Source organism: Cellulomonas jepli (assembly GCF_047229345.1).
In the GTDB taxonomy this organism is placed as follows: domain Bacteria; phylum Actinomycetota; class Actinomycetes; order Actinomycetales; family Cellulomonadaceae; genus Cellulomonas_A.
The window spans coordinates 1-25,818 of sequence record NZ_JBFTER010000063.1; the positions used below are offsets into that span (position 1 = coordinate 1).

The window sequence follows — 25,818 nt, forward strand, 5'->3', positions numbered from 1 at the left end:
GGCGAGGCCCCCGCGGCCGCGTCGGGCGCCCCGGCCCCCGCGGGCGAGCGTCCGGGCGGTCCCCGTCCCGGTGGCCCGCGCCCCAACCCCGGCATGATGCCGGGCCGCAGCTCGAGCGGCGTCGGCCGCCCGGGCGAGCGCCCGGGTCCTGGCGGTCGTCCTGGTGGCGGCCCCGGTGGTCGTCCCGGTGGCGGCGGCGGTTACGCCGGTCGTCCCGGTGGCGCCCCGGGTGGCGCTCCCGCGGGTGGCGGCGGCTTCGCCGGTCGCCCCGGCGGTGGCGGCGGTCGTCCCGGCGGTGCCGGTCGCGGCAGCACGCAGGGCGCGTTCGGTCGCGCCGGCGGTCGCCCCGTGCGCGGACGGAAGTCGAAGCGCGCGAAGCGCCAGGAGTTCGAGCAGATGCAGGCCCCCTCGTTGGGTGGCGTGCAGGTTCCCCGCGGCAACGGGCGCACCGTCGTGCGCCTGCGCCACGGCTCCTCGCTCAACGACTTCGCCGACAAGATCGACGCGAACCCCGCGAGCCTCGTCACCGTGCTGTTCCACCTCGGTGAGATGGCCACGGCGACGCAGTCGCTCGACGAGGACACGTTCGGCACGCTCGCGGCCGAGCTCGGCTACGTCATCGAGATGGTGTCGGCCGAGGAGGAGGACCGCGAGCTGCTCGGGGCCTTCGACATCGACCTCGACGCCGAGCTCGCGGACGAGGACGACGACCAGCTGCAGCCGCGCCCGCCGGTCGTGACCGTCATGGGTCACGTCGACCACGGCAAGACCAAGCTCCTCGACGCGATCCGCTCCACGGACGTCGTCGCGGGCGAGGCCGGCGGCATCACGCAGCACATCGGTGCCTACCAGGTGCGTCACGTGCACGAGGGCGTCGACCGGGCGCTGACCTTCATCGACACCCCGGGTCACGAGGCGTTCACCGCCATGCGTGCACGTGGTGCGCAGGTCACGGACATCGCGATCCTCGTGGTCGCGGCCGACGACGGCGTGATGCCCCAGACGATCGAGGCGCTCAACCACGCCCAGGCGGCCGGTGTGCCGATCGTGGTCGCGGTCAACAAGGTGGACAAGGAGGGGGCCAACCCCGCCAAGATCCGCCAGCAGCTCACGGAGTACAACCTCGTGGCCGAGGAGTACGGCGGCGACACGATGTTCGTCGACGTCTCCGCGAAGCAGAACCAGGGCATCGACTCGCTGCTCGAGGCGGTCCTCCTCACGGCGGACGCGGCGCTCGACCTGCGGGCCAACCCCGACAAGGACGCGCGCGGCGTGGCCATCGAGGCGAACCTCGACAAGGGACGCGGCGCCGTCGCGACGGTCCTCGTCCAGTCCGGGACGCTGCACGTCGGTGACGCGATCGTCGCCGGCACGGCCCACGGACGTGTCCGGGCGATGTTCGACGAGCACGGCGACACGGTCGACGCAGCAGGGCCGGCGCGTCCGGTCATGGTGCTCGGTCTCGCGTCGGTCCCGCGCGCCGGCGACACCCTCCTGGTGGCGTCCGACGAGCGCACCGCGCGGCAGATCGCCGAGAAGCGCGAGGCGGCCGAGCGTGCCGCCCTCCTGGCGAAGCGTCGCAAGCGCATCAGCCTCGAGGACTTCACGCAGGCGCTCCAGCAGGGCAAGGTCGAGACCCTCAACCTGGTCCTCAAGGGCGACGTCTCGGGTGCCGTCGAGGCCCTCGAGGACGCGCTGCTCAAGATCGACGTCGGGGACGAGGTCGACCTGCGCGTCATCCACCGCGGTGTGGGTGCCATCACGCAGAACGACGTCAACCTCGCGACGGTCGACAACGCGATCATCATCGGGTTCAACGTCAAGTACGCGGAGCGCGTCGAGGAGCTCGCGGACCGCGAGGGTGTGGACGTCCGGTTCTACTCGGTCATCTACCAGGCCATCGACGACGTCGAGGCCGCCCTCAAGGGCATGCTCAAGCCGGAGTACGAGGAGGCGCAGCTCGGCACCGCGGAGGTGCGCGAGGTGTTCCGCTCCTCGAAGTTCGGCAACATCGCCGGTTCGCTCGTGCGCTCCGGGGAGATCCGCCGCAACACGAAGGCGCGCGTGCTCCGCAACGGCACCGTCGTGGGGGACAACCTCACGATCGAGTCGCTCAAGCGGTTCAAGGACGACGCGACCGAGGTCCGCGAGGGCTACGAGTGCGGTATCGGGCTCGGCTCGTTCAACAACATCGAGATCGGCGACACGATCGAGACGTGGGAGATGCGGGAGAAGCCGCGGTCCTGACCGCGTGCTCGACCGCACGACCCGCATGACGCCGTGAACGTCGGGTGGCCCGGACCTGCTGGTCCGGGCCACCTGGCGCTCCGGCACCTGTCGGCCCCGGGAGGGGGTCCGACCGACGACGAAAGGCGGAGATGTCATGGCTGACCACGGTCGCGCGAGGAAGCTCGCGGAGCGCATCCAGCAGATCGTCGCGCAGATGATCGACACGCGGATCAAGGACCCGCGCCTCGGGTTCGCCACGATCACCGACGTGCGCATGACCGGCGACCTGCAGCACGCCGACGTGTTCTACACGGTGCTCGGCGACGACGAGGCGCGGGCAGGGACGGCCGCGGCGCTCGAGAGCGCCAAGGGGCTCATCCGCTCCGAGGTCGGCAAGCAGACCGGGATCCGGCTCACGCCGACGCTCGACTTCCACCTCGACGCGGTGCCGGAGACGGCCGCGCACCTCGAGGCGGCGCTGCTCGAGGCCGCCCGCCGGGACGCCGAGGTCGCCGCGCTCGCCGCGTCGGCCCGGTACGCGGGCGAGGCGGACCCGTACCGCAAGCCGGTCGAGGACGAGGACGACGCGGACGAGGTCCGCTGACGCGTCCCACGCAGACGACGACGCCCGTGCCCCTCACGTTGGGGCACGGGCGCCGTGGCGTCCGGGTCGGGTGGGGCTCGGTTTCCCGGAGCCGTGGAGCGGGTGGCGTCGCCGTCCCGGAGCCGTCAGATCGACGGCACGAGCGACTCGTCGCGGCGCCGCTCGGACAGGAAGGGCAGCGCCCGGGCGAGCGCCTTGTCGATGCGGGAGTCGAGCTCGGCGCCCGTCACCTGGTAGCTCGTGAACTCGGAGTCGTGCGCGTAGATCGCGAGCGGCAGCGTCTCGGCCTGGAAGAAGCCGAACAGCGGCCGGAACTGGTGCTCGAGCGCGAGGGTGTGACGCTCGGAACCGCCGGTCGCGACGAGCAGGACCGGGGTGCCGGTGAGCGCCGTCGGTGCGAGCAGGTCGAAGACGTGCTTGAACAGGCCCGTGTACGAGCCCTTGTAGATCGGGCTCGCCGCGATGACCAGGTCGGCACCGGCGATCTCGGCGAGCGAGCGGGCGATGGGCGAGCCGGGGTCGCCGTAGGTGTCGGTGAAGAACGGCACGAGGTCCGTCACGTGGATGGTGGTGGCGTCGAGCGGCAGGTGCCGGCCGAGGCGCTCGACGATCTCGGCGACGAGCGCCGCTGTCTTGGACGGGACGCTCGGGCTGCCGTTGACGGCGACGACCTTGAGCGGGGCGTCGGTGCTGCGGGTCATGAGGGGTCCTCTCGGGGTCGGTCGGGTCAGACGCCGGCCAGGGCGGGCTCGGCCGCGGGAGCTGTCGCGTACCGGTTCACGGGTCGGTCGAGCCCGAGGTGGTCGCGCAGCGAGGTCCCCGTGTAGCCCTCGCGGAAGAGACCGCGCGCCCGCAGGAGCGGCACGACGTGCTCGGTGAAGGCCTCGATGCCGCCCGGCAGCGACGGGGGCATGACGTTGAAGCCGTCCGCCGCGCCGTGCGTGAACCACTCGGTGATGGTGTCGGCGACCTGCTCGGGCGTGCCGGCCACGACGCGGTGCCCGCGGGCCCCCGCGAGGCGGTGCAGCAGCTCGCGCAGCGTCGGCTGCTCCCGGCGCACGATGCCCGCGACGACCTGCCGGCGGGAGCGGTTGTTGTCGGTCACGTCGCCCGCATCGGCGAACACGTCGAGCGGCACGGGCCGGTCGAGGTCCGCGACGTCGAACGTCGCCTCGGCGAGCGTCGCGAGCTGGCGCAGGCCGTACTCGGGCACGGTGAGCTCGTTGAACTCGCGCTCGAGCGCGCGCGCCTCGGCCTCGGTCCCGCCGAGGAACGGGCTGATCCCGGGCAGGATCTTGACCTGGTCCGGACGGCGCCCGTACCGCTCGACGCCGGCCTTGATGTCGGCGTAGAACGCCTGCGCGTCGGCGAGCTGCTGGTGCGCCGTGAAGATCGCCTCGGCGTGCCGGCTCGCGAACGCCCGCCCCTCGTTGGACGCCCCGGCCTGCACGAGCACCGGGTGGCCCTGCGGCGGGCGCGGGGCGTTCAGCGCGCCCGCGACGCGCAGGTGCTCGCCGCGGAACGCCGCGGGGTGGATGCGCGAGGGGTCCGCGAACCGGCCCGTCGCGCGGTCCGCGAGCACCGCGTCGTCCTGCCAGCTGTCCCACAGCCGGGTCGCGACCTCGACGAACTCCCCGGCGCGCGCGTACCGCTCGCTCGGGTCGGGGTGCTCGTCGAGCCCGAAGTTCGCCGCGGCGGCGGACGCCGCGGTGGTCACGATGTTCCAGCCGGCGCGCCCGCCGCTGAGGTGGTCGAGCGTCGCGAACAGTCGGGCCAGGTTGTACGGGTCGTAGAAGGTGGTCGACGCGGTGGCGATGAGCCCGATGTGGGTCGTGACGGCGGCGACCGAGGCGAGCGTCAGGATCGGCTCGAGGTGGGCGGCGCTGTTGAACTCGATGCCGGGGCTGAGCACAGGGCCGTCGGCGAAGAAGATCGCGTCGAACGCCGCACGCTCGGCGTGCTGGGCGAGCTCGTGGTGGTAGCCGGCGGTGAAGAGGCGGTCGACCGGCGTCGACGGGTGGCGCCAGGCGGCCTCGTGGTGGCCGACCCCGTTGATGAACAGGTTGAGGCTGAGCTGTCGGCGAGCGGGCTGGTCGGACATGGTGGACCTCGCGATCGGTGGGAGGGAGAAGGTCAGGAGGCGTCGACGGGCTCGCCGTCGGGCCCGCTGTCGGGCTCGTACGTGCCGTTGGCGTACGGGTTGTACTCGTTGGTGTAGACGTCGTCCGCGGTGAAGCGGCCCTCGTCGAGCTCGCCGTTGCGCACGAGCCAGTCGATCCACGTCGAGATCTCGCGCTCCTCGATCACGCCGCCCGGCGTCGAGACACCCACCGACTTCCAGAACGGCACCAGCTCGGGCGTCTCGCCGCGGCCGCGGCCCTCGATGATCTGCGTGTAGCGCGCGTGCACCTCCTCGACGGGGGTGACCTGCGTCCAGCGGATCGCGCGGGCGATGCCCTGCACGTAGTCGGCGACGGCCTCGGGGTTCTCCTCGATGAAGTCGTCGCGGAAGATGTACGAGCCGTAGCTGAACTCGCCGAACAGCTCGACCTCGGAGAACAGCAGGCGCAGCCCACCGCGCTCGAGGGCCTTGTCCTGGAACACCGAGCTGATCGCGACGACGTCGACCTGGCCCTCGCGCAGCACCTGCTCGGCGTTGACCGGCGGGACGACCGTGAGCTCGACCTGCGCGATCTCGTCGGCGTCGAGACCCTCCCGGGCGAGCCACTCGCGGATCACGAACTCGCTCTGCGCACCGAGCGTGTTGATCCCGATCTTCTTGCCGACGAGGTCCTGCGCCTCGACGACGGGGGAGCCCTCGAGCGTGTAGAAGCCGCCGAAGGCCTTGGTGTCGGAGCCGTAGTACGAGATGACGGACGTGACCTTCGCGCCCGACGACCGGAGCTTGACGATCGCGCCGTTGAACGCGCCGCCGACGTCGGTCGCTCCCGTCGCGGCGGACTGGATGCTCTGCGGCCCGCCCGTCGAGTTGCCGACCCACTCGAGCCGGACCTTCTCGAAGTAGCCGAGGTCGTCGGCCAGCTCAGGGAGCGTGACCTGACCGGCCGAGCCGTCGTACCGGATGGTCGTCGTGCCGTCGGCGTCGACCGTCGCGGCGTCGGCAGCCCCCGAGCACGCGGCGAGCGTGAGGACGAGCGCTCCTGCGAGGACGGCGGAGGCCGCGGCGGACAGGCGTGAGGACAAGGACATGAGAATGCTCCAGGGAGGTGTTTTCGGGGTCGACGAAAGGGCCGACGCCGTGCTGCGGACGAGCCGGTGGACCGGTCGGGAAAAGGTGGGGCGTGAGGGTTCAGGAGGAGGCGGTGCGCCACCGCGAGAAATGCCGCTCGAGGGCGAGGAGAACGCCGTTGACGCTCACGCCGACGAGCGCGATCGCGATGATCCCGGCGTACATCTTCTCGATCTGGAAGTTGAACTGCGCGTACGTGATCAGGTAACCGAGGCCGGCCTTCGCGCCGACCATCTCGGCGGCGATGAGCACGAGGATCGACGACGCGCCGGCCATCCGGACCCCGGTGAAGACGGTCGGCACCGCGGCGGGCAGCACGACCTTCTGGAAGAGCCGGAGCGACGACAGCCCGAGCGAGCGGGCCGACTTCACGAGCAGCGGGTCGACCGAGCGCACCGCCGAGATGGTCGTGAGCAGCACGGGGAAGGTGCAGGCGTAGACGACGAGCGCGATCTTCGAGGTCTCGCCGATGCCGAGGATCAGGATGAATACCGGCAGCAGCGCGAGCGCGGCGGTGTTCCGGAAGAGCTCCAGGAACGGGTTGAGGACGTCCGACACGCGCCCGTACCAGCCGATCGCGACCCCGAGCGGGATCGCGGCGAGCACCGCGATCGCGAAGCCGGTGCCCGCGCGGCTCAGGCTGGCCCCGAGGTGCAGCGCGAGCTCGCCGCTCGTGACGAGCGTGCCGAACGCGTCGAGCACGCGGCTCAGCGGCGGCAGGAAGACCGCGTCGACGAGCCCCACGCGGGGCGCGACCTCCCAGAGCGTGAGGAACAGGACGAGGACGATCGAGGCGCGCAGCGCTCGTGCGGCGTGGGCGCGCAGGCGCCGGGCGAGGGGAGGGGTCGCGTCGCGGTCCGCGGAGAGGGCGGGCCGGCGACCGAGCGTCGGGGGGTCCGAGAAGGCGACGGTGTCCTCGGCGACCCGGACGGTGAGCGGTGCGGCGCCCGGGTCGGTGCGGGGGGACAGGGTGCTAGGCACGGGCGGGCTCCAGGGTGGCGTGCAGGGGCAGGAGGTCGGTCTCGGCGTCGTCGACGTCCGCGGTCGGGCTGTGCAGCTCGGTCCAGACCCGGTGCCGCAGGCGCCCGAACTCGGGGTCGGAGCGGATGTCCTCGGACCGGCTGCGGTCCAGGTCGACGTCGATCACCGTGCGCAGGCGGCCGGGACGCGGGCTCATCACGGCCACGCGCTGACCCAGGTAGAGGGCCTCGTCGATGCCGTGGGTGATGAAGACGATCGTGGTCCCGGTCGCACGCCAGATGCGCAGGAGCTCGTCCTGCAGCGTCTCGCGCGTCTGGGCGTCGAGCGCCGCGAACGGCTCGTCCATGAGGAGCACCTCGGGCTCGAACGCCAGCGCCCGGGCGATCGCGACGCGCTGCTTCATGCCGCCGGACAGCTCGTGCGGGTAGCGCTGCTCGAAGCCGCTCAGCCCCACGAGGTCGAGGTAGCGCCCGGAGATCTCCGCACGCCGTGCCCGGCTGAGGCCTTTCGCCTCGAGGCCGAGCTCGACGTTGGCCCGCGCCGTCCGCCAGGGCAGCAACGCGTACTGCTGGAAGACGACGCCCCGGTCGAGCCCGGGCCCGGTGAGCGGCTGGCCGTCGAGCAGGATCGCGCCCGACGACGGCTGCGTGAGGCCCGCGAGCAGGTCGAGCAGCGTCGACTTGCCGCAGCCGGAGGGCCCGACGACGGTCAGCAGCTGCCCCGCGGGCACGTCGAGCGTGAAGTCGTCGAGCGCGGTGAACAGCGTGCGTGCGCCGCGTCCGCGGGTGTCGTCGCGGACGGTGAAGTCCTTGTGGACGTGGTCGAACCTGAGCTTGGGCGTGGGCATGACGTGCCTTTCCGGGCAGGGGTGCGCGGGAGCAGGGCGGGGGTGCAGGTGCCGGTGGGACGAACCGTCCCCGGAGGCGCAGCGCGGGGGTGGACGGCCTGTCGGCAGCCGGTGCGCACCGGCCGCTCCCGGTCCGTCGGGACGCGTGGAGCACGCGAGGCGCGCGCGAGTCGTCCGTCGTGGGGCGGAGGGGGAGCGGTCGCCGCGCGGCCGGCTGCGGTCAGCCGGTGCCTGGCGAGCAGGTCCCGGCGTCGGGACGGGTGCTCAGCGGGGGCGGCTGGACGCGCAGGGCGCGCGGTGGTGCGCCGGGCGCGGTGCGGTGACTACCGACAGAGCCGGCTGGCGACGCGCATGAGGTCGACGGCGCGCTGGGACGTGAGGTGGACCGGCAGGTGCCCGGACGGGCGACCCTCGGCGACCTCGCGCAGTGCGGCGTCGGTGAACATGTCGGGAAAACTAGTGACACGGTTCGAGGCGGCGCAATACGCATCCAGGGGGTGAGACGACGGCATCGCCCGGGGATGCGTCGACCTTCCCTTTCCGGGGCTGTCGCGCAGCGGAAATCCCGGGGCGGGAACGGCGCGCGAAGAATTCTGCCCCGTCCCGGGGTGCGGCCGGGTGCGAGCGGAATTCTCGCGCCCGGAATTGTGCTCAACCGCAGGGCCGGGCGCTGCTGCCTGTCGCCTGGATCCGCGGACGGGGAGACCGACGGCCCGCGGGCCGGTCCGCCGGCCGAGGCGGCGAGGGTGCCGCCCACCCCTGCCGCGCGTGGGTCCGCCCTGTTAGCGTGGTTCGCGCACATCGTCCCGGGCTGCTCCACATCGTCGTGAGAGCGCTCCCATGAATGGAGACACCGTGGTTTCCTTCCCCGACGCGAGCGCCCGTGCCTCGGGCGCCGCTGCAGCAACGGTGGCGGTCCTCGCCCTCGCGGCCGCCGTCAGCCCCGTCGCCCTCGCCGGCCCCGTGACCGAGGTGCACGACTTCTCGACCGGACCGGAGGGCTGGTTCTCCTACCCGCCGGAGGCCGTGACGACCTCGACCGACACCGGCGAGCTGTGCGCCGCGGTCGGCGCGCACACGGGCAACCCGTGGGACGTCGCGATCCAGCACGACGCCGTGACCTTCGAGCGCGACGCCACGTACGTCGTCGAGTTCGACGCGCACGCGAGCCGCGCCGTGACGGTTCCCGTGCAGGGCGGCCCCGGCTACCCCGCAGCGTTCGGGGCTGCCGTGCAGCTCGACGGGTCGCAGACGCCGGAGCGCGTCGAGCTCACGTTCTCGCCGTCGGCGTGGCCCACCGGCGAGGGCAGCCCCGTCGCGGACGACTGGACCACGACGACCGGCAACGTCTCGTTCCAGCTCGGCAACCAGGGCGAGCCGTACGAGCTGTGCCTCGACGACTTCTCCATCACGCCGCTCGGCACGAACCTGATCCCGAACGGCGACTTCGCGAGCGGCTCGACCGACCCGTGGTTCGTCGCCGGGGACCTCGGCACCGCGGACGTGTCGAGCGGCGCGCTCGTCGTCCCCGTGCCCGCCGGCTCGGGGATCTACTCCGGCGTCGGGTTCAACGGCCTCGCGATCGAGGAGGGGACCAGCTACACCCTGACCTTCGACGCCAGCGCGTCCGAGGACCGCACCGTCCGCGCGATCGTCGGCGAGAACGGGGGCAGCTACGGCACCGTCCTCGACAAGACCGTCGCCCTGACGAGCGAGCCGACGACCGTCTCCTACACGTTCACCGCCACCGACTCCTACCCGGCGACGACGACCCCGGGCGGGCCGTTCGAGGGTCAGCTCGCGTTCCAGGTCGGCGGGCGCGGGGACGACTGGACGTTCACGCTCGACGACGTCTCGCTCGTGGAGAGCCTGACGCCGCCCCCGCCGTACGAGCCCGACACGGGTCCGCGCGTCCGGGTCAACCAGGTCGGGTACCTGCCGGCCGGTCCCAAGCAGGCGACGCTCGTGACCGAGCAGACCGAGCCCGTCGTCTGGCAGGTCCGCACCGTCTCCGGAGCCGTCCTCGCCGAGGGTGACACGGTGCCCGCCGGCGTCGAGCCGAGCTCGGGCCTGAACGTGCACACGATCGACTTCGGCACGCTGACGACCGAGCACGACGGGCTCGTCCTGGCGGCCGACGGCGAGACCAGCCGCCCGTTCGACGTCGACCCCGACCTCTACCAGCAGCTCCGGTACGACGCACTGAACTTCTTCTACCTCATGCGCAGCGGCACCGAGATCGACGCCTCGATCGACGCGGACTACGCGCGGCCGGCGGGGCACGTCGACGTCGCGCCCAACAAGGGCGACGGCGCGGTGACGTGCCTCACGGCGGCCGACGAGGGCGCCGGCTGGGCCTACGGCGACTGGACGTGCCCCGAGGGGTACGCGCTCGACGTGCGCGGCGGCTGGTACGACGCCGGTGACCACGGCAAGTACGTCGTCAACGGCGGCATCGCCGCGGCGCAGCTCCTGAGCACCTACGAGCGCACCCTGCACGCCGGCACGGCCGAGCCCGGTGCGCTCGCGGACGGCACGCTCGCCGTCCCCGAGAGCGCGAACGGGGTGCCCGACGTGCTCGACGAGGCGCGCTGGGAGCTCGAGTTCCTGCTCAGCATGCAGGTGCCCGCGGACGGCGGGGAGTACGCCGGCATGGTGCACCACAAGATCCACGACGTCGGGTGGACGGGCCTGCCGCTGCTGCCGTCGGAGGACCCGCAGGAGCGCCGGCTCGCCCGGCCGTCGACCGCGGCGACGCTCAACCTCGCCGCCGCGGCCGCGCAGGGCGCGCGCCTGTTCGCCGACCACGACCCGGAGCTCGCGGCCGAGCTCCTCGCCGCCGCACGCACCGCCTGGGACGCCGCGCAGGCGCACCCGGCGGTCCTCGCCCCGGACGCCGCGGGCAACAACGGCGGCGGTGCGTACAGCGACGGCACGGTGACGGACGAGTTCTACTGGGCCGCTGCGGAGCTGTTCCTGACGACCGGCGAGGACGCGTTCGCCGAGCACGTGCTCGCGAGCCCGCACGCGACGGGCGACGTCTTCGGGCCCGGCGGCATGAACTGGGGGAGCACCGCGGGCCTTGGCCGCCTCGACCTGGCGACCGTCCCGCACGACCTCCCGACGCGCGACGCGATCCGGCAGTCGGTGCTCGACGCCGCCGACGCGTACGTCGCCACGCAGGACGCCCAGGCGTGGGGGAGCACCTACGTGCGACCCGACGGCCTGTACGAGTGGGGCTCGAACAGCATGGTGCTCAACACCACGGTCGTGGTCGCCACCGCGTTCGACCTCACGGGCGACGAGACGTACCGGCGCTCGGCGCTCGAGGCGGTCGACTACCTGCTGGGCCGCAACGCCCTCAACATGTCGTACGTCTCGGGCTACGGCGAGGTCAGCGCTCAGCACCAGCACAACCGCTGGTTCCCGCTCTCGGTCCCGGGGGTGTCCCCGGACGGCTCGCTCGCGGGCGGTCCGAACTCGACGACCGGCACCTGGGACCCGACGATGCAGGCGGCGTTCGCGGGCGGTTGCGCGCCCTCGATGTGCTACCTCGACGAGCTCGGGTCGTGGGCGTCGAACGAGGTCGCGATCAACTGGAACTCGGTGCTCTCGTGGGTCGCGTCGTTCGTCGCCGACCAGGGCGACGGGTCCGCGGACGCGAGCACGCCCGTGCGGGTCACGCAGCAGCCGGCCGACGCGACCGTCGCGCCGGGCGCGAGCGCGACGTTCACCGCCGCGGCCGACGGCGTCCCGGTGCCGACCGTGCGGTGGCAGGCGCAGCGGCCCGGTGCGCGGTGGGTCGACGTCCCGGGGGCGACGAGCACGACGCTCACGGTGACCGCCGCGCTCGCCGACCACGGCACGCTCTACCGTGCGGTCTTCACCAACGCGTCCGGCTCGGAGGCCACCGACGTCGCGCGCCTCGCCGTCGTCGCCACCGAGCGGCTCACGGTGCGGCTCTCGTCGCCGGCGCTCCGCGCGGGTGGCCACGTGACGGTGGCCGTGCAGGGAGCGGCCGCCCGGGAGGTCGTCCAGGTCCGGCTCGGTGACGAGGTCCTGGAGACCCGGGCCGTCCGCAAGGACGGCACGGTGTCGGTCAGCGTGCACGTCCCGCGCCACACCGACCCCGGCGCGTACTCCGTGACCGTGCGGGGGACGTCGTCCGGGCGTGAGGGTTCCGCGACGCTGCAGGTGCTGCCTGCCCCGCGTCGTTCCTGACGTCCGGTGCGAGGGGTCGGGCGCCGGCCCGGCCCCTCGCACCGCACGAGGCGCAGACCGCGCACACGCCGCGACCGCAGCTGCGTCTGCTCGCGCACGACGCAGACGCAAAGGCGACCCGTCGCCCCGCGGCTGATCCGCGCGTGCGGTTCGGGGCGTGGCCCGGGTCGCCGCCCGGCGGAGGGCTGCCGGCACGTGCCGGCGGATAGCCTGCCGGGCATGAACCCGACCGACGACGCACCACGGACCGCGCGCCAGCGCCCTGCGCCCGGCCTGCGCCGGCCCACCGCGCCGGACGGGCTCGTCGTCGTCGACAAGCCGGCGGGGATGACGAGCCACGACGTCGTCGCCCGGATGCGCCGCATCGCCGGGACGCGCAAGGTCGGGCACGCGGGGACGCTCGACCCGATGGCGACCGGGGTGCTCGTCGTCGGGGTCGGACGCGCGACGAGGCTGCTCACGTACGTCGTCGGCGCGGACAAGGAGTACCGCGCGACGGTCCGGCTCGGCGTCCGCACGACGACCGACGACGCCGAGGGCGAGGTCGTGGCGGTGGTCGACGCGTCGGCCGTGACGCGGGACGACCTGTCCGCGCCCGTCGTCGCGCTGACCGGGCGCATCGAGCAGGTCCCGAGCTCGGTGAGCGCGATCAAGGTCGACGGCCAGCGCGCGTACGCACGCGTCCGGGCGGGGGAGGACGTCGCGCTCGCGGCGCGGCCGGTCACCGTGAGCCGCTTCGACGTGCACGAGGTGCGGCGCGCCGGGGAGGGGGACGGGCCCGTGCCCGCCGGTGTGGTCGACGTCGACGTCACGGTCGTGTGCTCGTCGGGCACCTACGTCCGCGCGCTCGCCCGCGACCTCGGTGCGGCGCTCGGCGTCGGCGGGCACCTGACCGCGCTGCGGCGCACCCGGGTCGGCGGCTACGACCTGGCGGGGGCCCGCACGCTCGACGAGCTGCTCGCCTGGCCCGAGGACGTCCCCCTCGAGGTCCTGCCGCTCGCGGACGCCGCGCGCGCCACGTTCCCGGTCCGCGAGCTCACGGCGCAGGAGGCCGCGGCCCTGTCGTACGGCAAGCGCATCGCGGCGGACCCCGACCCCGATGAGCCGGGCGCGGCGACGGCCGGCACCTCGACGGGTGGTGCGGCCGCGGGCGGCGCGGCGCCGGACCGCGTGGCTGCCGGCGGCCCGGTCGCGGCGATCTCGCCCGACGGGACGCTCGTCGCCCTGCTCGAGCGGCGTGGCGAGCACGCGGCGCCCGTCCTCGTGTTCGCCCCCGCCTGACCCGACCGCGCGGGGTCGCGCCGGACCGGGCCGTCGGGCCTGCCGGTCAGGCCGGATGGACCGCGCCGGCTCGGCCGGGACGCCGCCCGTCGCGACGGCGGGCGTCAGGGACGGTCGAGCAGGAAGCGCAGCAGCCCGGTGAGCGACAGGCCGTCGCCGATCCCGCCGTCGCGCACGAGGGCGCGGACCTCGTCGAGCGGCACCCAGGCGACGCGCTCCGACTCGAAGGCGTCCGCGGGCTCGCCGACGTGGGTGGCGCCGTCGGCGACGAACACGTGGAAGGTCTGGTCGCTGGAGCCGTTGGTCGGGTGGTAGCTGACGAGCGGGCGCAGCGGCCCGGGGCGCCAACCGGTCTCCTCGAGCGTCTCGCGCGCCGCCGCGTCCGCCGGCTCCTCACCGTCCTCGAGACGCCCCGCCGGGATCTCCCAGCCCCACGAGTCCGTGATGAACCGGTGACGCCAGAGCATCAGGACGCCCCGCTCCGTGTCGTGCACGACCGTGCCGGCGGCGTGCGCCGGCATCCGCACGACGTGGTGGTCGAGCCGTCCCACTCCCGGGACCTCGACGTCCACGAGCGCGACCCGCACCCAGGGGGAGTCGTACACGGTCCGCTCGCCGAAGGTCTGCCATCGCATCGTCCGACCCTAGGGCCCGCGCGCCGCCGCCTCCGCAGCCCGGGCGCCCACGCCGCCGGGGTGGGCGCCGTCCGGCGGCACCTCCCGTGCGTGGCAGGCTTGTCCCCGCCTGACCGGCCGCCACCCGCGGCCCCGTCTCCGAGGAGTGCGCGTGCACCGCTGGACCGACCTTGCCGACGTGCCGGACGGCTTCGGCCCGTCCGTCGTGACGATCGGCAACTTCGACGGCGTGCACCGCGGCCACGTCAGCGTGCTGACCCGGCTCGTCGCGGACGCACGCGCGTCCGGCGCAGCCGCGGTCGGGGTCACGTTCACGCCGCACCCGCAGCAGGTGCACCGTCCCGAGCAGGCGCCGCCGCTCCTCACCGGTGACGCGGACCGTCTCGAGCTGCTCGCCGGAACCGGCCTCGACGCCGTGCTGCTCCTGCCGTACACGCTGGAGTTCGCGCGGCAGACACCCGCCGAGTTCGTCGAGCGGTACCTCGTCGGCGGCCTCGCGGCGCGGACCGTCGTCGTCGGTCGCGACGTGCGCTTCGGCTGGGAGAACTCGGGCGACCTCGGCACGATGATCGAGCTCGGGCGCCGGTACGGGTTCACGGTGGAGGTGCTCGAGGACGTCGTGCCGGAGCCCAGCGCGAGCGAGGGCGAGGGGCACCGCCGGTGGTCGTCGACCTGGGTCCGCGAGCTGCTCGACGCGGGTGACGTCGCGGGCGCCGCGCACGTGCTCGGGCGGCCGCACCGGCTGCGCGGCGTCGTCGTGCACGGCGACGCCCGCGGGCGCGAGCTGGGGTTCCCGACGGCGAACCTCGCGCCGGACGCGACCGGCATGGTGCCCGCCGACGGCGTCTATGCCGGCTGGCTGCGCCGGGTCACCGGGCCCGGCGCCGCCGCGGCGGACGCGCCGGAGGTGCTGCCCGCGGCGGTGTCGATCGGCACCAACCCGACGTTCGCGGGGCTCCAGCGCCGCGTCGAGGCCTACGTGCTCGACCGCACGGACCTCGACCTGTACGACGACGAGGTCGTCCTCGAGCTCGTCGACCGGCTGCGCCCGACGGAGCGGTTCGACTCGGTCGAGGCGCTCGTCGAGCAGATGCACGACGACGTCGCGCGTGCGCGTGCCGTCCTGGCGGGCGGGCCGGCGCCGACCGCCCGGTGAATTGGGCCGCAGGTCACCGACTGGTAACATGCAGGTGCCGTCAGATCGGCCGCGGACCGAGAGCGCTCGGGTGGACATGCCCCGGAGCACCGCGCAACGAGTACACACCTGGAGAACCGTGCCCCTCGACAGTGCCACCAAGCAGTCCATCATGACCGAGTACGCGACCCACGAGGGCGACACCGGTTCCCCGGAGGTCCAGATCGCGATGCTCACGCAGCGCATCAAGGACCTCACCGAGCACCTCAAGGCGCACAAGCACGACCACCACAGCCGGCGTGGCCTGCTGCTCCTGGTCGGCCAGCGTCGCCGCCTCCTGGGCTACCTCCAGAAGGTCGACATCAACCGCTACCGCAGCCTGATCGAGCGTCTCGGCCTGCGCCGCTAGCACCTCGGACCAGCCCGGACCCCCAGGGTCCGGGCTGGTTCCGCGTCGGGCACGTCCAGGTGGACGCGCCCGGCAGGCACGACGAGCACCACCAGCACCACCCACCGCGCCGACCACCCGTCCGGTCCTCGGTAGTGGCGTCCGGAGCCCCGCTCCGGGTACCTCGATCGAAGACCGCCGTGGTCAGGCCGGCGCCTTCAACGAAGAGGAGGGCACCCATGGAGGGTCCCGAGATCCAGTTCGCCGAGGCAGTGATCGACAACGGTCGCTTCGGCACCCGCACCGTGCGCTTCGAGACCGGGCGCCTCGCCCGTCAGGCGGCCGGCGCGGCCGTCGCGTACCTCGACGGCGAGACCACGCTGCTGTCGGCCACCACGGCCGGCAAGCACCCGAAGGAGCAGTTCGACTTCTTCCCCCTGACGATCGACGTCGAGGAGCGGCAGTACGCCGCGGGCAAGATCCCCGGCTCGTTCTTCCGCCGTGAGGGCCGCCCCTCGACCGAGGCGATCCTCGCGTGCCGTCTCGTCGACCGCCCGCTGCGCCCCCTGTTCGTCAAGGGCCTGCGCAACGAGGTCCAGGTCGTCGTGACCGTCCTGTCGATCCACCCGGACGACGCGTACGACGTGCTCGCGATCAACGCCGCGTCGATCTCCACCCAGCTCTCGGGCCTGCCGTTCTCCGGCCCGGTCGCCGCGGTGCGCGTCGCGCTCATCGACGGCCAGTGGGTCGCGTTCCCGCGCTACTCCGAGCGCGAGCGCGCCACGTTCGACATGGTCGTGGCCGGCCGCGTCGTCGGCGACGACGTCGCGATCGCGATGATCGAGGCCGAGGCGCCCGAGAAGGCGTGGAACCTCATCAAGGAGGAGGGCGCGACCGCCCCCACCGAGGACGTCGTCTCGCAGGGCATCGAAGCCGCGAAGCCGTTCATCCGCGTGCTCGCCGAGGCGCAGGCCGACCTGGCCGCGCGTGCCGCGAAGCCCACGCAGGAGTTCCCGGTCTTCCCCGAGTACCAGCCCGACGCGCTCGAGGCCGTCCAGGCCGCCGCTGCCGGCCCGCTCGGCGAGGCGCTCACGATCGCGGACAAGCAGACCCGCGAGAACCGTCTCGACGAGGTCAAGGCCGAGGTCCTCGGCCAGCTCGGCGAGCAGTTCGCCGGCCGGGAGAAGGAGCTGTCCGCAGCCGTCCGCTCGGTCACCAAGACGCTCATCCGCCAGCGCATCCTCACGGACGGCTTCCGGATCGACGGCCGTGGCCTGCGCGACATCCGCACGCTCTCGGCCGAGGTCGAGGTCCTGCCCCGCGTGCACGGCTCCGCGATCTTCGAGCGCGGCGAGACGCAGATCATGGGCGTCACGACGCTCAACATGCTGCGCATGGAGCAGCAGCTCGACACGCTCTCCCCGGAGACGCGCAAGCGCTACATGCACAACTACAACTTCCCGCCGTACTCCACGGGCGAGACGGGGCGCGTCGGCTCGCCGAAGCGCCGCGAGATCGGTCACGGGGCGCTCGCCGAGCGTGCGCTCATGACCGTCCTGCCGAGCCGCGAGGAGTTCCCCTACGCGATCCGCCAGGTCTCCGAGGCGCTCGGCTCGAACGGCTCGACGTCGATGGGCTCGGTCTGCGCCTCGACGCTGTCGCTGCTCAACGCCGGTGTCCCGCTGCGCGCGCCGGTCGCCGGCATCGCGATGGGCCTCGTCTCCGACCAGGTCGACGGCCAGACGCGCTACGCCGCGCTGACCGACATCCTGGGCGCCGAGGACGCGTTCGGCGACATGGACTTCAAGGTCGCCGGCACGCGCGAGTTCGTCACGGCCATCCAGCTCGACACGAAGCTCGAGGGCATCCCCGCCTCGGTGCTGACCGGCGCGCTGAACCAGGCCAAGGAGGCGCGCCTCGCGATCCTCGACGTCATCAACGAGGCGATCGACGCGCCCGACGAGATGAGCCCGTACGCCCCGCGCGTCATCACGGTGCAGGTCCCGGTCGACAAGATCGGCGAGGTCATCGGCCCGAAGGGCAAGATGATCAACCAGATCCAGGCCGAGACCGGTGCCGACATCTCCATCGAGGACGACGGCACGGTCTTCATCGGCGCCACCGACGGTCCGTCGGCGGAGGCCGCGCGGGCGGCGATCAACGCGATCGCCAACCCGCACATGCCGGAGATCGGCGAGCGCTTCGTGGGGACCGTCGTCAAGACGACCACCTTCGGCGCGTTCATCTCCCTGTCGCCCGGCAAGGACGGCCTGCTCCACATCTCGCAGATCCGCAAGCTCGTCGGCGGCAAGCGCGTGGAGAACGTCGAGGACGTGCTCGGCGTGGGCCAGAAGGTCCAGGTCGAGATCGGCGAGATCGACCCGCGCGGCAAGCTCTCGCTGCACGCGGTGATCGACGAGACCGCGGCGACGGAGGACGCGGCCTCGGCCGAGACCGCCGCCACCGAGCCGGCCGAAGCCTGACGTGCCGCTGGACCTCCCGCTCGCACGGCCCGGTGACCCGGGCAGCGAGCTGACCGCCGGGCAGGACGGCGACGCCATCGTGCGTCGGTCCGTCCTGCCCGGCGGGGTCCGCGTGCTCAGCGAGCACATGCCCGGCCTGCGCTCCGCGACCGTCGGGGCGTGGGTCGGCATCGGCTCGCGCGACGAGCGCGACGGGCACCACGGGTCGACCCACTTCCTCGAGCACCTGCTCTTCAAGGGCACGGCGCGGCGCAGCGCGATGGACATCGCCGAGGCGTTCGACGAGGTCGGCGGCGAGGCCAACGCGGCCACCGGCAAGGAGCACACGTGCTACTACGCGCGCGTGCTCGACACCGACCTGCCGATGGCGGTCGACGTCATCGCGGACATGGTGACGTCCGCGCGCCTGGACACCGACGAGCTCGAGACCGAGCGCGGCGTGATCCTCGAAGAGCTCGCGATGAACGACGACGACCCGAGCGACGTCGTGCACGAGCGCTTCGCGGAGGCCGTGCTGGGCACGCACCCGCTCGGGCGCCCGATCGGCGGCACCCCGGACACGATCCGGGCGGTCCCGCGCGACGCCGTCTGGGAGCACTACCGGGAGCACTACCGCCCGGCGACCCTCGTGGTCACGGCCGCGGGCGGCGTCGACCACGACGTGCTCGTCAAGCAGGTCGCGCACGCGCTCGCCGAGGGCGGCTGGGACCTCGCGGACGGCGTCGCACCCAACGCCCGCCGCGGGGCAGCGGACGTCGAGGGCGGCATCCCGGCGGAGGGCTCGCAGATCACGGTCTCGCGGACCACCGAGCAGGCGAACGTCATCGTCGGCGGCACGGGCCTCACCGCCACCGACCCGCGCCGGTTCACGCTCTCGGTCCTCAACGCGGTGCTGGGCGGCGGCATGTCCTCGCGCCTGTTCCAGGAGATCCGCGAGAAGCGCGGCCTGGCGTACTCGACGTACTCGTTCGCCTCGGGGCACGCCGACACCGGCGTCTTCGGGCTCTACGCCGGGTGCGCGCCGGGCAAGGTCGACGAGGTCACCGAGCTCCTCGTGGCCGAGTGGGAGCGTCTCGCCGACTCCGGCATCACCGCGGCGGAGCTCCAGCGCTCGATCGGCCAGCTCTCGGGCGGCATGGTCCTGGGCATGGAGGACACCGGGTCGCGCATGAGCCGGCTCGGCAAGTCCGAGCTCGTGCACGGCGAGCTGCTCTCGGTCGACGAGACGCTGGAGCGGATCCGGGGCGTGCGCGCGTCGGACGTCCAGGAGCTCGCGGCCGAGCTCGCGTCGCGGCCCCGGTCCCTCGTCCGGATCGGTCCCTTCGCCGCCTGAAACGTCGCCGCACGTGGCGGCCGAGCACACCACCGCCCGCTCTCGCACCACGCGAGGGCGGGCGGTCTGCGGTGCGTCGCGCGACTACTAGGGTGGTCACCCGTGAGCGAGCAGATCAGGGTCGCCGTCCTCGGGGCCGCGGGACGCATGGGGTCGACGGTCGCCCGGGCCGTCGAGGCGGCGCCGGGCCTCGAGCTCGTCGCGGCGCTCGACGCCGGTGACGACGTGGCCGCCGCGGTGCGCTCCGCCGGGGCGCACGTCGCCGTCGACTTCACGGTGCCCAGCGCGACGGCCGCGAACGTGCGCGCGCTGGTCGACGCCAGGGTGCACGCGGTCGTCGGCACCACGGGCTGGACCTCCGAGGCGCTCGACGCCGTGCGTGCGCAGCTCGCGACGCGGCCCGGCGTCGGCGTGCTGATCGCCCCCAACTTCGCGCTCGGCGCGGTGCTCGCGATGACGTTCGCCGCGCGGGCGGCCCGCTACTTCGAGTCCGTCGAGGTCGTCGAGCTGCACCACCCGGACAAGGTCGACGCCCCGTCCGGCACCGCGCGGCACACCGCCCAGGCGATCGCCGCCGCACGGGCGCAGGCAGGGCTCGGCCCGAGCCCGGACGCGACGAGCACGACCCTCGACGGCGCGCGCGGCGCGGACGTCGACGGCGTGCGCGTCCACGCGGTCCGGCTGCGCGGGCTCACCGCGCACGAGGAGATCCTGCTCGGCAACCGCGGTGAGCAGCTGACCATCCGGCACGACTCGTTCGACCGGGAGAGCTTCATGCCGGGCGTCGTGCACGCCGTGCGCGTGATCGCCGACCACCCCGGGCTGACCGTGGGCCTCGAGCACGTGCTCGACCTCGGGTGACGGCGTGACGGGCGCCCCGGCGCGCAGCGGCGCGCGGTGGCGGTCGATCGCCGGCGCGGTCGCCCTCACGGCGCTGCTCGCCCTCTACGTGTGGGCCGTGGCGGCGCGCGCGCTGACCCTGCTGCGCACCGGCGACCCCGTCGGCATCGGGCTGGGTGCGGCCGTCCTCGTGCTCCCGCTCATCGCCGTGTGGTTCGTCGTGCGCGAGTGGCGCCTCGCGGTGCACGTGCAGCGCATGGCCGACGAGCTCGCGGCGACCGGGGGGTTGCTCGCCGACGACCTGCCGCGCTCGCCCGGCGGGCGCATCGACCGTGCGGCCGCCGACGCGGCGTTCGAGTCCGTCCGCGCGCAGACCGAGGCCACGCCGGACGACTGGGGCTCCTGGTACCGGCTCGCGTTCGCCTACGACGCCGCGGGGGACCGGCGCCGCGCGCGGGCGGCGCTGCGCACGGCCGCTCGGCTGCACCGGGGGCGGTAGCGGGCCGACGCTCGGCGGGGCGGCGGAGGGTGCCGGGGCCTCGCGGCGGACGGTGCTCGAGCCGTCGCCGGCCGCGGCACGAGCGCAGCTCCGTGGCTGACGTGCCCCTCGGCCCGACCCGTCAGATGCCGGCGGACCAGCGGTGCTCGCGGACGGTGACGTCCTCGCCGTCCGGGCCGGTCCCCGTCGCGAGCGCCCGGACCGCGTCGTCGGCGCCCAGCCCGGCGGACGTGAGGAACTGAGCCCGGGCCGCGTCGCCGTCGAGCACCCAGGTCTGCAGGTGGTCCGCGCCGTCCTCGCGCAGGAGGTCGACGGCCGCCGCGAGGAGGCGCGAGCCGTGCCCGACCCGCTGCGACCCCGGGGTCACCTCGAGCGCGAGCAGCTCCCCGCCGGGTGCGGCGAGGGGCGTGTCCTCCGGCGCCGGCACGGGCGCGACGGCCGCGAAGCCCACGACGTCGGCTCCTTCGCACGCGACGAGCACGCGGTAGCCGCGCCCCGGGGGAAAGGTGATCGCCCGGGCCCAGCGCTCGGCGAACGCGGCGCCGTCGAGCTGCGCGAGCACGTCGGGCCCGAGGGTTGCCGCGTGCGCGCTGCGCCAGGCGGCGAGCTGGATCGCCGCGATCGCGAGCTCGTCGCCCGGGACCGCCGGGCGTACCGAGACGTCGGCCTGCTCGCTGAAGAGGGCCATCACGGCGTCGCGGTGAGCGTGCGCGGGACCGGGAGCAGGGGGAGGGGCACGACGGACTCCGGGGAGGCAGGGATCGGGAGGGCGGTGCGCGTTCGCGGCGGGCGTCGGTACGGCCGTCCGAGGCAGGTTACCAACGCCCGACGCCAGGGCCGACGCCATGCACGGCTGCCCGTGGGGACGCCGCGGGCGGCACCGTGCACGGCTGCCCGTGCGGACGCCGCGCGCGTCGCCGTGCCCGGCTGACCCGCCTCGACTCCCCGAGCACCGTCACGGCATCCCGAGCGCCCGCAACACCCCGGCGGTGAGCGCGGCTGCCGCGACGACGACGACGAACGGCGCCCGCAGCGCGAGCGCGAGCCCCGCGACCGCCAGCGCGGGCAGCCGTGCGTCCAGGACGAGCGCCCGTCCGTCCGTGAGCGTCTGCACGCCGACGAGCGCCGAGAGCAGCGCGACGGTGACCAGGGCGGCGGTGCGGGCCACGCGCGGCTCGGCGAGCCAGTGCTCGGGCACGAGGTGACCGACGAGCTTGATCGCGAAGCAGACCGCGGACGCGGCGAGGATCGCGAGCCAGGTCATCGTGTGGTCGCTCATGCGCGTGCCTCCCGGGCGGGCGTGCGCCAGCCGAGCAGGATCGCCACCGCGGCGGCCGCGAGGACCGGGATGCCCGCGGGTGCGAGCGGCGTGAGGGCGAGCGCGACGACGACGGCGACCGCGGCGACGAGCCGGGCCGGGCCGGTCGCGAGCCGGGGCCACACGAGCGCGAGGAACGCCGCGGCGGCGGCGGCGTCGAGCCCGTACCGGCGCGGGTCGCCGAGCGCGTCGCCGAGCAGCGCGCCGACGACCGTGAAGACGTTCCACAGCACGAAGACGCCCACCCCCGTCCACCAGAACCCGGCGCGGGCGGCGAGCGGGTCGGCGTGCGCGGTGCCGACGGCGGTCGACTCGTCGATCGTGAGCTGTGCGGCCACGGTGCGCCGCAGTCCGCGGGCCCGCAGCAGCGGGGCCACCTGGACGCCGTAGAGCCCGTTGCGGACGCCGAGCAGCCCCGCCGTCGCGATGGCGGCGCCGTACGCGCCCCCGGTGCCGACGACACCGATGAACGCGAACTGCGAGCCCCCGGAGAACATCAGCAGGCTCAGGGCCATCGTCTGCGGCAGGTCGAGACCGGCGGCGACCGCGAGCGCCCCGAAGGACACCCCGTACAGCCCGGTCGCGACGGAGACCGAGACGGCCTGGCGGATCGCGGCGCGCACCTCGGCGCGACGGTCGTCGGTCGTCACGCCGTCACTGTCGCACACGGCCGCGGCGCCACGGTCACGCACCGGCCCGGGGCCACCGCACGCACCGGCCCCGCGGCCACCGCACGCACCGGCCCGCGGAGCCACCGCAGGCACCGGTCGAGCCGGACCCCGCGGCGTGCCGGCCGCGCGAGCGGAGGACTGCGGCGCTCGGCCGACGACCCGGCCGGGCAGTCCCGTCAGAGCGACACGTACGTCGACTCGAGGTACTCCTCGATCCCGGCCTCGCCGCCCTCGCGCCCCAGCCCGGACTGCTTGACGCCCCCGAACGGCGCGCTCGCGTCGGACACGAGCCCGCGGTTCACGCCGAGCATCCCGGCCTCGACCTGCTCCGCGAGGCGCATCACGCGCCCGACGTCGCGCGTGAACGCGTACGCCACGAGCCCGAAGTCGGTCCCGTTCGCGAGCTCGACGGCCTCGGCCTCGTCGCCGAACGTCAGCACCGACGCGACGGGCCCGAACACCTCCTCGGTCACGACCCGGTCGTCCGGGGAGACCCCGCTGAGCACGGTCGGGGCGTAGAAGTGGCCCGCGAGCGGCAGGTCGGGGCGTGCGCCGCCGGTGCGGACCCGGGCGCCGCCGTCGACGGCCGCGGTGACGACCTCCTCGACGCGGTCGACCGCGGACTTCTCGATGAGCGGGCCGACGGTCGTGCCCTCGTGCGCACCGTGCCCGACGACGAGCCCGTCGAACGCCTCGGTGAGCGCGGCGGTGAACTCCTCTGCGACCCCCCGCTGCACGAGGAACCGGTTCGCGGCGACGCACGTCTGCCCGGAGTTGCGCATCTTGGCGGTCACCGCGCCCTCGACGGCCGCCGCGACGTCCGCGTCGTCGAACACGAGGAACGGCGCGTTCCCGCCGAGCTCCATCGAGGTGCGCAGCACGCGCTGCGCGGCGCCCGCGAGGAGCGTGCGGCCGACCTCGGTCGACCCGGTGAAGGAGAGCTTCCGCAGCCGCGGGTCCGCGAGCAGCGGCTCGGTCAGCGCGCGGGCCGCGGAGCTCGGCACGACGTTGATCACCCCGGTCGGCAGCCCCCGGGCCTCGAGCTCGGCGCGCACGATCTCGGCGAAGAACGACGTGGTCAGCGGCGTGAGCTGCGCGGGCTTGATCACGACCGGGCAGCCGGCGGCGAGCGCCGGGGCGACCTTGCGCGTGATCATCGCGATCGGGAAGTTCCAGGGCGTGATGAGCAGCGCGGGGCCCACCGGCCGGCGCAGCACGAGCTGGTGGTTGGCGCCCGAGGGAGCCTTGCGCGTGAGCCCGCTGACCCGCACGGCCTGCTCGGCGTACCAGCGCACGTAGTCGGCGGCGTACGCGACCTCGGCGCGCGACTCGGCGAGCGGCTTGCCGCCCTCCGCGGTGACGAGGGCCGCGACGTCGTCCGTCCGTGCGACGAGCGCCTCGTAGACCGCCCGCAGCAGCTCGGAGCGCTCGCGCGGGGCGACGGCGCGCCACTCCGCCCAGGCACGGTCGGCGCTGTCGAGGGCCGCGAGCGCGTCGTCGGGCCCGGCGTCGGCGACCTCGAGGATCGTGTCGGTCGTGGCGGGGTCGGTCACGGCGAACGTGGCCCCGGAGGTGGCGGGGCGCCACGTCCCGTCGATCAGGAGACCGGTCGGGACGCGCTCGGCGACGGCGGCGGGCAGCGTGGTGGAGGTCATCGGGCCAGTGTGGCGCGGCGTCGGGGAGCGCGCTACGGAGCCTAGGATGACGCCATGACGGAAGCGGCCACGATGCCCGTGACGACCCCGTACGAGGACCTCCTGAGGCTCGTGCTCGAGACCGGGACCCCCAAGTCGGACCGCACGGGGACGGGGACACGCAGCCTCTTCGGCCACCAGCTGCGCTACGACCTGTCGGCGGGCTTCCCGCTCGTGACGACGAAGCGCGTGCACCTGAAGTCGGTCGTCCTCGAGCTGCTGTGGTTCCTGCGCGGCGACTCCAACGTCGGCTGGCTGCGCGAGCAGGGCGTGACGATCTGGGACGAGTGGGCCGACGCCGACGGCGACCTCGGCCCCGTGTACGGCGTGCAGTGGCGCTCGTGGCCGACGCCGGGCGGCGGCGAGGTCGACCAGCTCGCGCAGGTCATCGAGGCGATCCGGCGCGACCCCGACTCGCGCCGGCACGTCGTCTCGGCGTGGAACGTCGCGGACATCCCCTCGATGGCCCTCGCCCCGTGCCACGCGCTGTTCCAGTTCTACGTGGCCGACGGCCGGCTCTCGTGCCAGGTGTACCAGCGCTCCGCGGACCTGTTCCTCGGCGTGCCGTTCAACCTCGCGTCCTACGCCCTGCTGACCCACATGGTCGCCCAGCAGACGGGCCTCGAGGTCGGCGACCTCGTGTGGACGGGCGGCGACTGCCACGTCTACGACAACCACGTCGACCAGGTCCGCGAGCAGCTCACGCGCGAGCCGTACCCGTACCCGACCCTCGCGCTGCGCCCGGCCGGGTCGATCGACGGGTACACGCTCGAGCACGTCGAGGTCGTCGGCTACCGCCACCACCCGCGCATCGCCGCGCCGATCGCCGTCTGAGGGCGCGACCGTGAGCATCGCCCTGATCTGGGCGCAGACGCTCGACGGCGTCATCGGCGTCGAGAACACGCTGCCGTGGCGCCTGCCCGAGGACCAGGCGCGGTTCCGCGCGCTGACCACCGGGCACCCGGTGATCATGGGCCGCGCGACGTGGGAGTCCCTGCCCGAGCGGTTCCGGCCGCTGCCCGGCCGGGAGAACGTCGTGCTCTCGCGGCGCCCCGGGTACGTGGCCGACGGCGCGACCGTCGCGTCCACGCTGGCCGACGCGCTCGCGCTGGTCGGGGACCGCGACGTCTGGGTCATCGGGGGAGGGGCGGTCTACGAGGCGGCGATCGCGCGTGCCGACCGCCTCGAGGTCACCGAGGTCGACGCGGTGCTCGCGGGCGACACCTACGCGCCGGTGGTCGACGGCGAGTGGGAGGTCGTCGGGCGCGTCCCCGCTGCCGGCTGGTGCACGTCGACCGGGCCCGACGGGCTGCGGTACCGCTTCGTGACGTACGAGCGCGCGGGGCGTTGAGCCTCCGCACGGCGCCGGGCACCCGCGGCGCCGGGCACCCGCGGCGCCGCCCCACGCC

23 protein-coding genes are annotated in these 25,818 nt (G+C 74.1%); 12 read left to right on the forward strand and 11 right to left on the reverse strand.

Annotated elements, in window-relative coordinates; translation table 11 throughout:
• Both infB and rbfA read left to right on the forward strand, forming a co-directional pair.
• Window positions 1–2,247: translation initiation factor IF-2 (infB, locus tag AB6N24_RS14675; protein ID WP_412870130.1), on the forward strand; the 2,247-nt coding region annotated here is incomplete at its 5' end.
• Between the two features lie 136 nt (window positions 2,248–2,383).
• On the forward strand, window positions 2,384–2,833 hold the full coding sequence (gene rbfA / locus AB6N24_RS14680) for a 30S ribosome-binding factor RbfA (RefSeq protein WP_412870131.1): 450 nt from the start codon (window positions 2,384–2,386) through the stop codon (window positions 2,831–2,833).
• Window positions 2,834–2,958: 125 nt separating this feature from the next.
• Here rbfA and AB6N24_RS14685 read toward each other — a convergent pair whose 3' ends face one another.
• From AB6N24_RS14685 to AB6N24_RS14710, 6 genes are all read right to left on the reverse strand, one after another.
• Window positions 2,959–3,534: an NAD(P)H-dependent oxidoreductase gene (locus tag AB6N24_RS14685; protein ID WP_412870132.1), complete on the reverse strand. Its 576-nt coding sequence runs from the start codon at window positions 3,532–3,534 to the stop codon at window positions 2,959–2,961.
• A gap of 26 nt (window positions 3,535–3,560) precedes the next feature.
• Window positions 3,561–4,934 (reverse strand): LLM class flavin-dependent oxidoreductase, encoded by a 1,374-nt coding sequence (locus AB6N24_RS14690; protein ID WP_412870133.1) that lies wholly within the window; start codon window positions 4,932–4,934, stop codon window positions 3,561–3,563.
• A 32-nt stretch (window positions 4,935–4,966) separates the two neighbouring features.
• Window positions 4,967–6,043 (reverse strand): ABC transporter substrate-binding protein, encoded by a 1,077-nt coding sequence (locus tag AB6N24_RS14695; protein WP_412870134.1) that lies wholly within the window; start codon window positions 6,041–6,043, stop codon window positions 4,967–4,969.
• A gap of 100 nt (window positions 6,044–6,143) precedes the next feature.
• The gene (locus AB6N24_RS14700; protein WP_412870135.1) at window positions 6,144–7,064 is read right to left on the reverse strand and encodes an ABC transporter permease; all 921 of its coding nucleotides are present in this window, start codon (window positions 7,062–7,064) and stop codon (window positions 6,144–6,146) included.
• On the reverse strand, window positions 7,057–7,911 hold the full coding sequence (locus tag AB6N24_RS14705) for an ABC transporter ATP-binding protein (RefSeq protein ID WP_412870136.1): 855 nt from the start codon (window positions 7,909–7,911) through the stop codon (window positions 7,057–7,059). Before AB6N24_RS14705 ends, AB6N24_RS14700 begins: the two co-directional genes overlap by 8 nt.
• A gap of 323 nt (window positions 7,912–8,234) precedes the next feature.
• Window positions 8,235–8,357: a hypothetical protein gene (locus tag AB6N24_RS14710; protein WP_412870137.1), complete on the reverse strand. Its 123-nt coding sequence runs from the start codon at window positions 8,355–8,357 to the stop codon at window positions 8,235–8,237.
• A 409-nt stretch (window positions 8,358–8,766) separates the two neighbouring features.
• On the opposite strand from AB6N24_RS14710, the gene AB6N24_RS14715 reads away from it, so the two are divergent.
• Entirely contained in the window at window positions 8,767–12,132 is a 3,366-nt protein-coding gene (locus tag AB6N24_RS14715; protein WP_412870138.1) for a glycoside hydrolase family 9 protein, read from the forward strand.
• Between the two features lie 219 nt (window positions 12,133–12,351).
• Window positions 12,352–13,413: a tRNA pseudouridine(55) synthase TruB gene (gene truB, locus AB6N24_RS14720; protein ID WP_412870139.1), complete on the forward strand. Its 1,062-nt coding sequence runs from the start codon at window positions 12,352–12,354 to the stop codon at window positions 13,411–13,413.
• A 104-nt stretch (window positions 13,414–13,517) separates the two neighbouring features.
• Here the strand turns inward: truB and AB6N24_RS14725 are convergent, their stop codons facing one another.
• The gene (locus AB6N24_RS14725; protein WP_412870140.1) at window positions 13,518–14,048 is read right to left on the reverse strand and encodes an NUDIX hydrolase; all 531 of its coding nucleotides are present in this window, start codon (window positions 14,046–14,048) and stop codon (window positions 13,518–13,520) included.
• Window positions 14,049–14,199: 151 nt separating this feature from the next.
• Between AB6N24_RS14725 and AB6N24_RS14730 the strand changes: the two genes are divergently transcribed.
• The 6 genes from AB6N24_RS14730 to AB6N24_RS14755 all read left to right on the forward strand — a co-directional run bounded on the left by AB6N24_RS14730 (window position 14,200) and on the right by AB6N24_RS14755 (window position 20,726).
• Window positions 14,200–15,204: a bifunctional riboflavin kinase/FAD synthetase gene (locus tag AB6N24_RS14730; protein ID WP_412870141.1), complete on the forward strand. Its 1,005-nt coding sequence runs from the start codon at window positions 14,200–14,202 to the stop codon at window positions 15,202–15,204.
• A 118-nt stretch (window positions 15,205–15,322) separates the two neighbouring features.
• Window positions 15,323–15,592, forward strand: a complete 270-nt coding sequence (rpsO, locus tag AB6N24_RS14735; RefSeq protein WP_034628123.1) for a 30S ribosomal protein S15 — start codon at window positions 15,323–15,325, stop codon at window positions 15,590–15,592.
• Between the two features lie 218 nt (window positions 15,593–15,810).
• The gene (locus AB6N24_RS14740; protein ID WP_412870142.1) at window positions 15,811–18,054 is read left to right on the forward strand and encodes a polyribonucleotide nucleotidyltransferase; all 2,244 of its coding nucleotides are present in this window, start codon (window positions 15,811–15,813) and stop codon (window positions 18,052–18,054) included.
• A gap of 1 nt (window position 18,055) precedes the next feature.
• The gene (locus tag AB6N24_RS14745) at window positions 18,056–19,387 is read left to right on the forward strand and encodes a M16 family metallopeptidase (protein WP_412870143.1); all 1,332 of its coding nucleotides are present in this window, start codon (window positions 18,056–18,058) and stop codon (window positions 19,385–19,387) included.
• A gap of 102 nt (window positions 19,388–19,489) precedes the next feature.
• Window positions 19,490–20,248, forward strand: coding sequence for a 4-hydroxy-tetrahydrodipicolinate reductase (gene dapB / locus AB6N24_RS14750; protein WP_412870144.1), 759 nt, complete (start codon window positions 19,490–19,492; stop codon window positions 20,246–20,248).
• Window positions 20,249–20,252: 4 nt separating this feature from the next.
• Window positions 20,253–20,726 carry a hypothetical protein gene (locus AB6N24_RS14755; RefSeq protein WP_412870145.1) on the forward strand — a complete coding sequence of 158 codons (474 nt, stop codon included), beginning with the start codon at window positions 20,253–20,255 and terminating at the stop codon, window positions 20,724–20,726.
• Between the two features lie 121 nt (window positions 20,727–20,847).
• Here the strand turns inward: AB6N24_RS14755 and AB6N24_RS14760 are convergent, their stop codons facing one another.
• The 4 genes from AB6N24_RS14760 to AB6N24_RS14775 form a co-directional block, all read right to left on the reverse strand.
• Window positions 20,848–21,414: a GNAT family N-acetyltransferase gene (locus AB6N24_RS14760; protein ID WP_412870146.1), complete on the reverse strand. Its 567-nt coding sequence runs from the start codon at window positions 21,412–21,414 to the stop codon at window positions 20,848–20,850.
• Between the two features lie 267 nt (window positions 21,415–21,681).
• Window positions 21,682–22,005, reverse strand: coding sequence for an AzlD domain-containing protein (locus AB6N24_RS14765; protein ID WP_412870147.1), 324 nt, complete (start codon window positions 22,003–22,005; stop codon window positions 21,682–21,684).
• Window positions 22,002–22,694, reverse strand: a complete 693-nt coding sequence (locus AB6N24_RS14770) for an AzlC family ABC transporter permease (protein ID WP_412870148.1) — start codon at window positions 22,692–22,694, stop codon at window positions 22,002–22,004. The genes AB6N24_RS14765 and AB6N24_RS14770 overlap by 4 nt, the downstream gene beginning before the upstream one ends.
• Window positions 22,695–22,891: 197 nt before the next feature.
• Entirely contained in the window at window positions 22,892–24,370 is a 1,479-nt protein-coding gene (locus AB6N24_RS14775; protein ID WP_412870149.1) for an NAD-dependent succinate-semialdehyde dehydrogenase, read from the reverse strand.
• A gap of 54 nt (window positions 24,371–24,424) precedes the next feature.
• Here AB6N24_RS14775 and AB6N24_RS14780 point away from each other — a divergent pair, with 54 nt between their 5' ends.
• Together AB6N24_RS14780 and AB6N24_RS14785 are read left to right on the forward strand one after the other, a co-directional pair.
• The gene (locus tag AB6N24_RS14780; RefSeq protein ID WP_412870150.1) at window positions 24,425–25,243 is read left to right on the forward strand and encodes a thymidylate synthase; all 819 of its coding nucleotides are present in this window, start codon (window positions 24,425–24,427) and stop codon (window positions 25,241–25,243) included.
• Between the two features lie 10 nt (window positions 25,244–25,253).
• The gene (locus tag AB6N24_RS14785) at window positions 25,254–25,760 is read left to right on the forward strand and encodes a dihydrofolate reductase (protein ID WP_412870151.1); all 507 of its coding nucleotides are present in this window, start codon (window positions 25,254–25,256) and stop codon (window positions 25,758–25,760) included.
• Window positions 25,761–25,818 lie beyond the last annotated feature (58 nt).

What these genes read in the sequence shown, in the direction of transcription:
- AB6N24_RS14740 (WP_412870142.1), top strand. Translation starts at nt 15,811, where the DNA reads ATGGAGGGTCCCGAGATCCAGTTCGCCGAGGCAGTGATCGACAACGGT.
- AB6N24_RS14775 (WP_412870149.1), bottom strand. Translation starts at nt 24,370, where the DNA reads ATGACCTCCACCACGCTGCCCGCCGCCGTCGCCGAGCGCGTCCCGACC.
- AB6N24_RS14710 (WP_412870137.1), bottom strand. Translation starts at nt 8,357, where the DNA reads ATGTTCACCGACGCCGCACTGCGCGAGGTCGCCGAGGGTCGCCCGTCC.
- AB6N24_RS14705 (WP_412870136.1), bottom strand. Translation starts at nt 7,911, where the DNA reads ATGCCCACGCCCAAGCTCAGGTTCGACCACGTCCACAAGGACTTCACC.
- AB6N24_RS14725 (WP_412870140.1), bottom strand. Translation starts at nt 14,048, where the DNA reads ATGCGATGGCAGACCTTCGGCGAGCGGACCGTGTACGACTCCCCCTGG.
- AB6N24_RS14685 (WP_412870132.1), bottom strand. Translation starts at nt 3,534, where the DNA reads ATGACCCGCAGCACCGACGCCCCGCTCAAGGTCGTCGCCGTCAACGGC.
- truB (WP_412870139.1), top strand. Translation starts at nt 12,352, where the DNA reads ATGAACCCGACCGACGACGCACCACGGACCGCGCGCCAGCGCCCTGCG.
- AB6N24_RS14690 (WP_412870133.1), bottom strand. Translation starts at nt 4,934, where the DNA reads ATGTCCGACCAGCCCGCTCGCCGACAGCTCAGCCTCAACCTGTTCATC.
- AB6N24_RS14760 (WP_412870146.1), bottom strand. Translation starts at nt 21,414, where the DNA reads ATGGCCCTCTTCAGCGAGCAGGCCGACGTCTCGGTACGCCCGGCGGTC.
- AB6N24_RS14765 (WP_412870147.1), bottom strand. Translation starts at nt 22,005, where the DNA reads ATGAGCGACCACACGATGACCTGGCTCGCGATCCTCGCCGCGTCCGCG.
- AB6N24_RS14695 (WP_412870134.1), bottom strand. Translation starts at nt 6,043, where the DNA reads ATGTCCTTGTCCTCACGCCTGTCCGCCGCGGCCTCCGCCGTCCTCGCA.
- AB6N24_RS14780 (WP_412870150.1), top strand. Translation starts at nt 24,425, where the DNA reads ATGACGGAAGCGGCCACGATGCCCGTGACGACCCCGTACGAGGACCTC.
- rbfA (WP_412870131.1), top strand. Translation starts at nt 2,384, where the DNA reads ATGGCTGACCACGGTCGCGCGAGGAAGCTCGCGGAGCGCATCCAGCAG.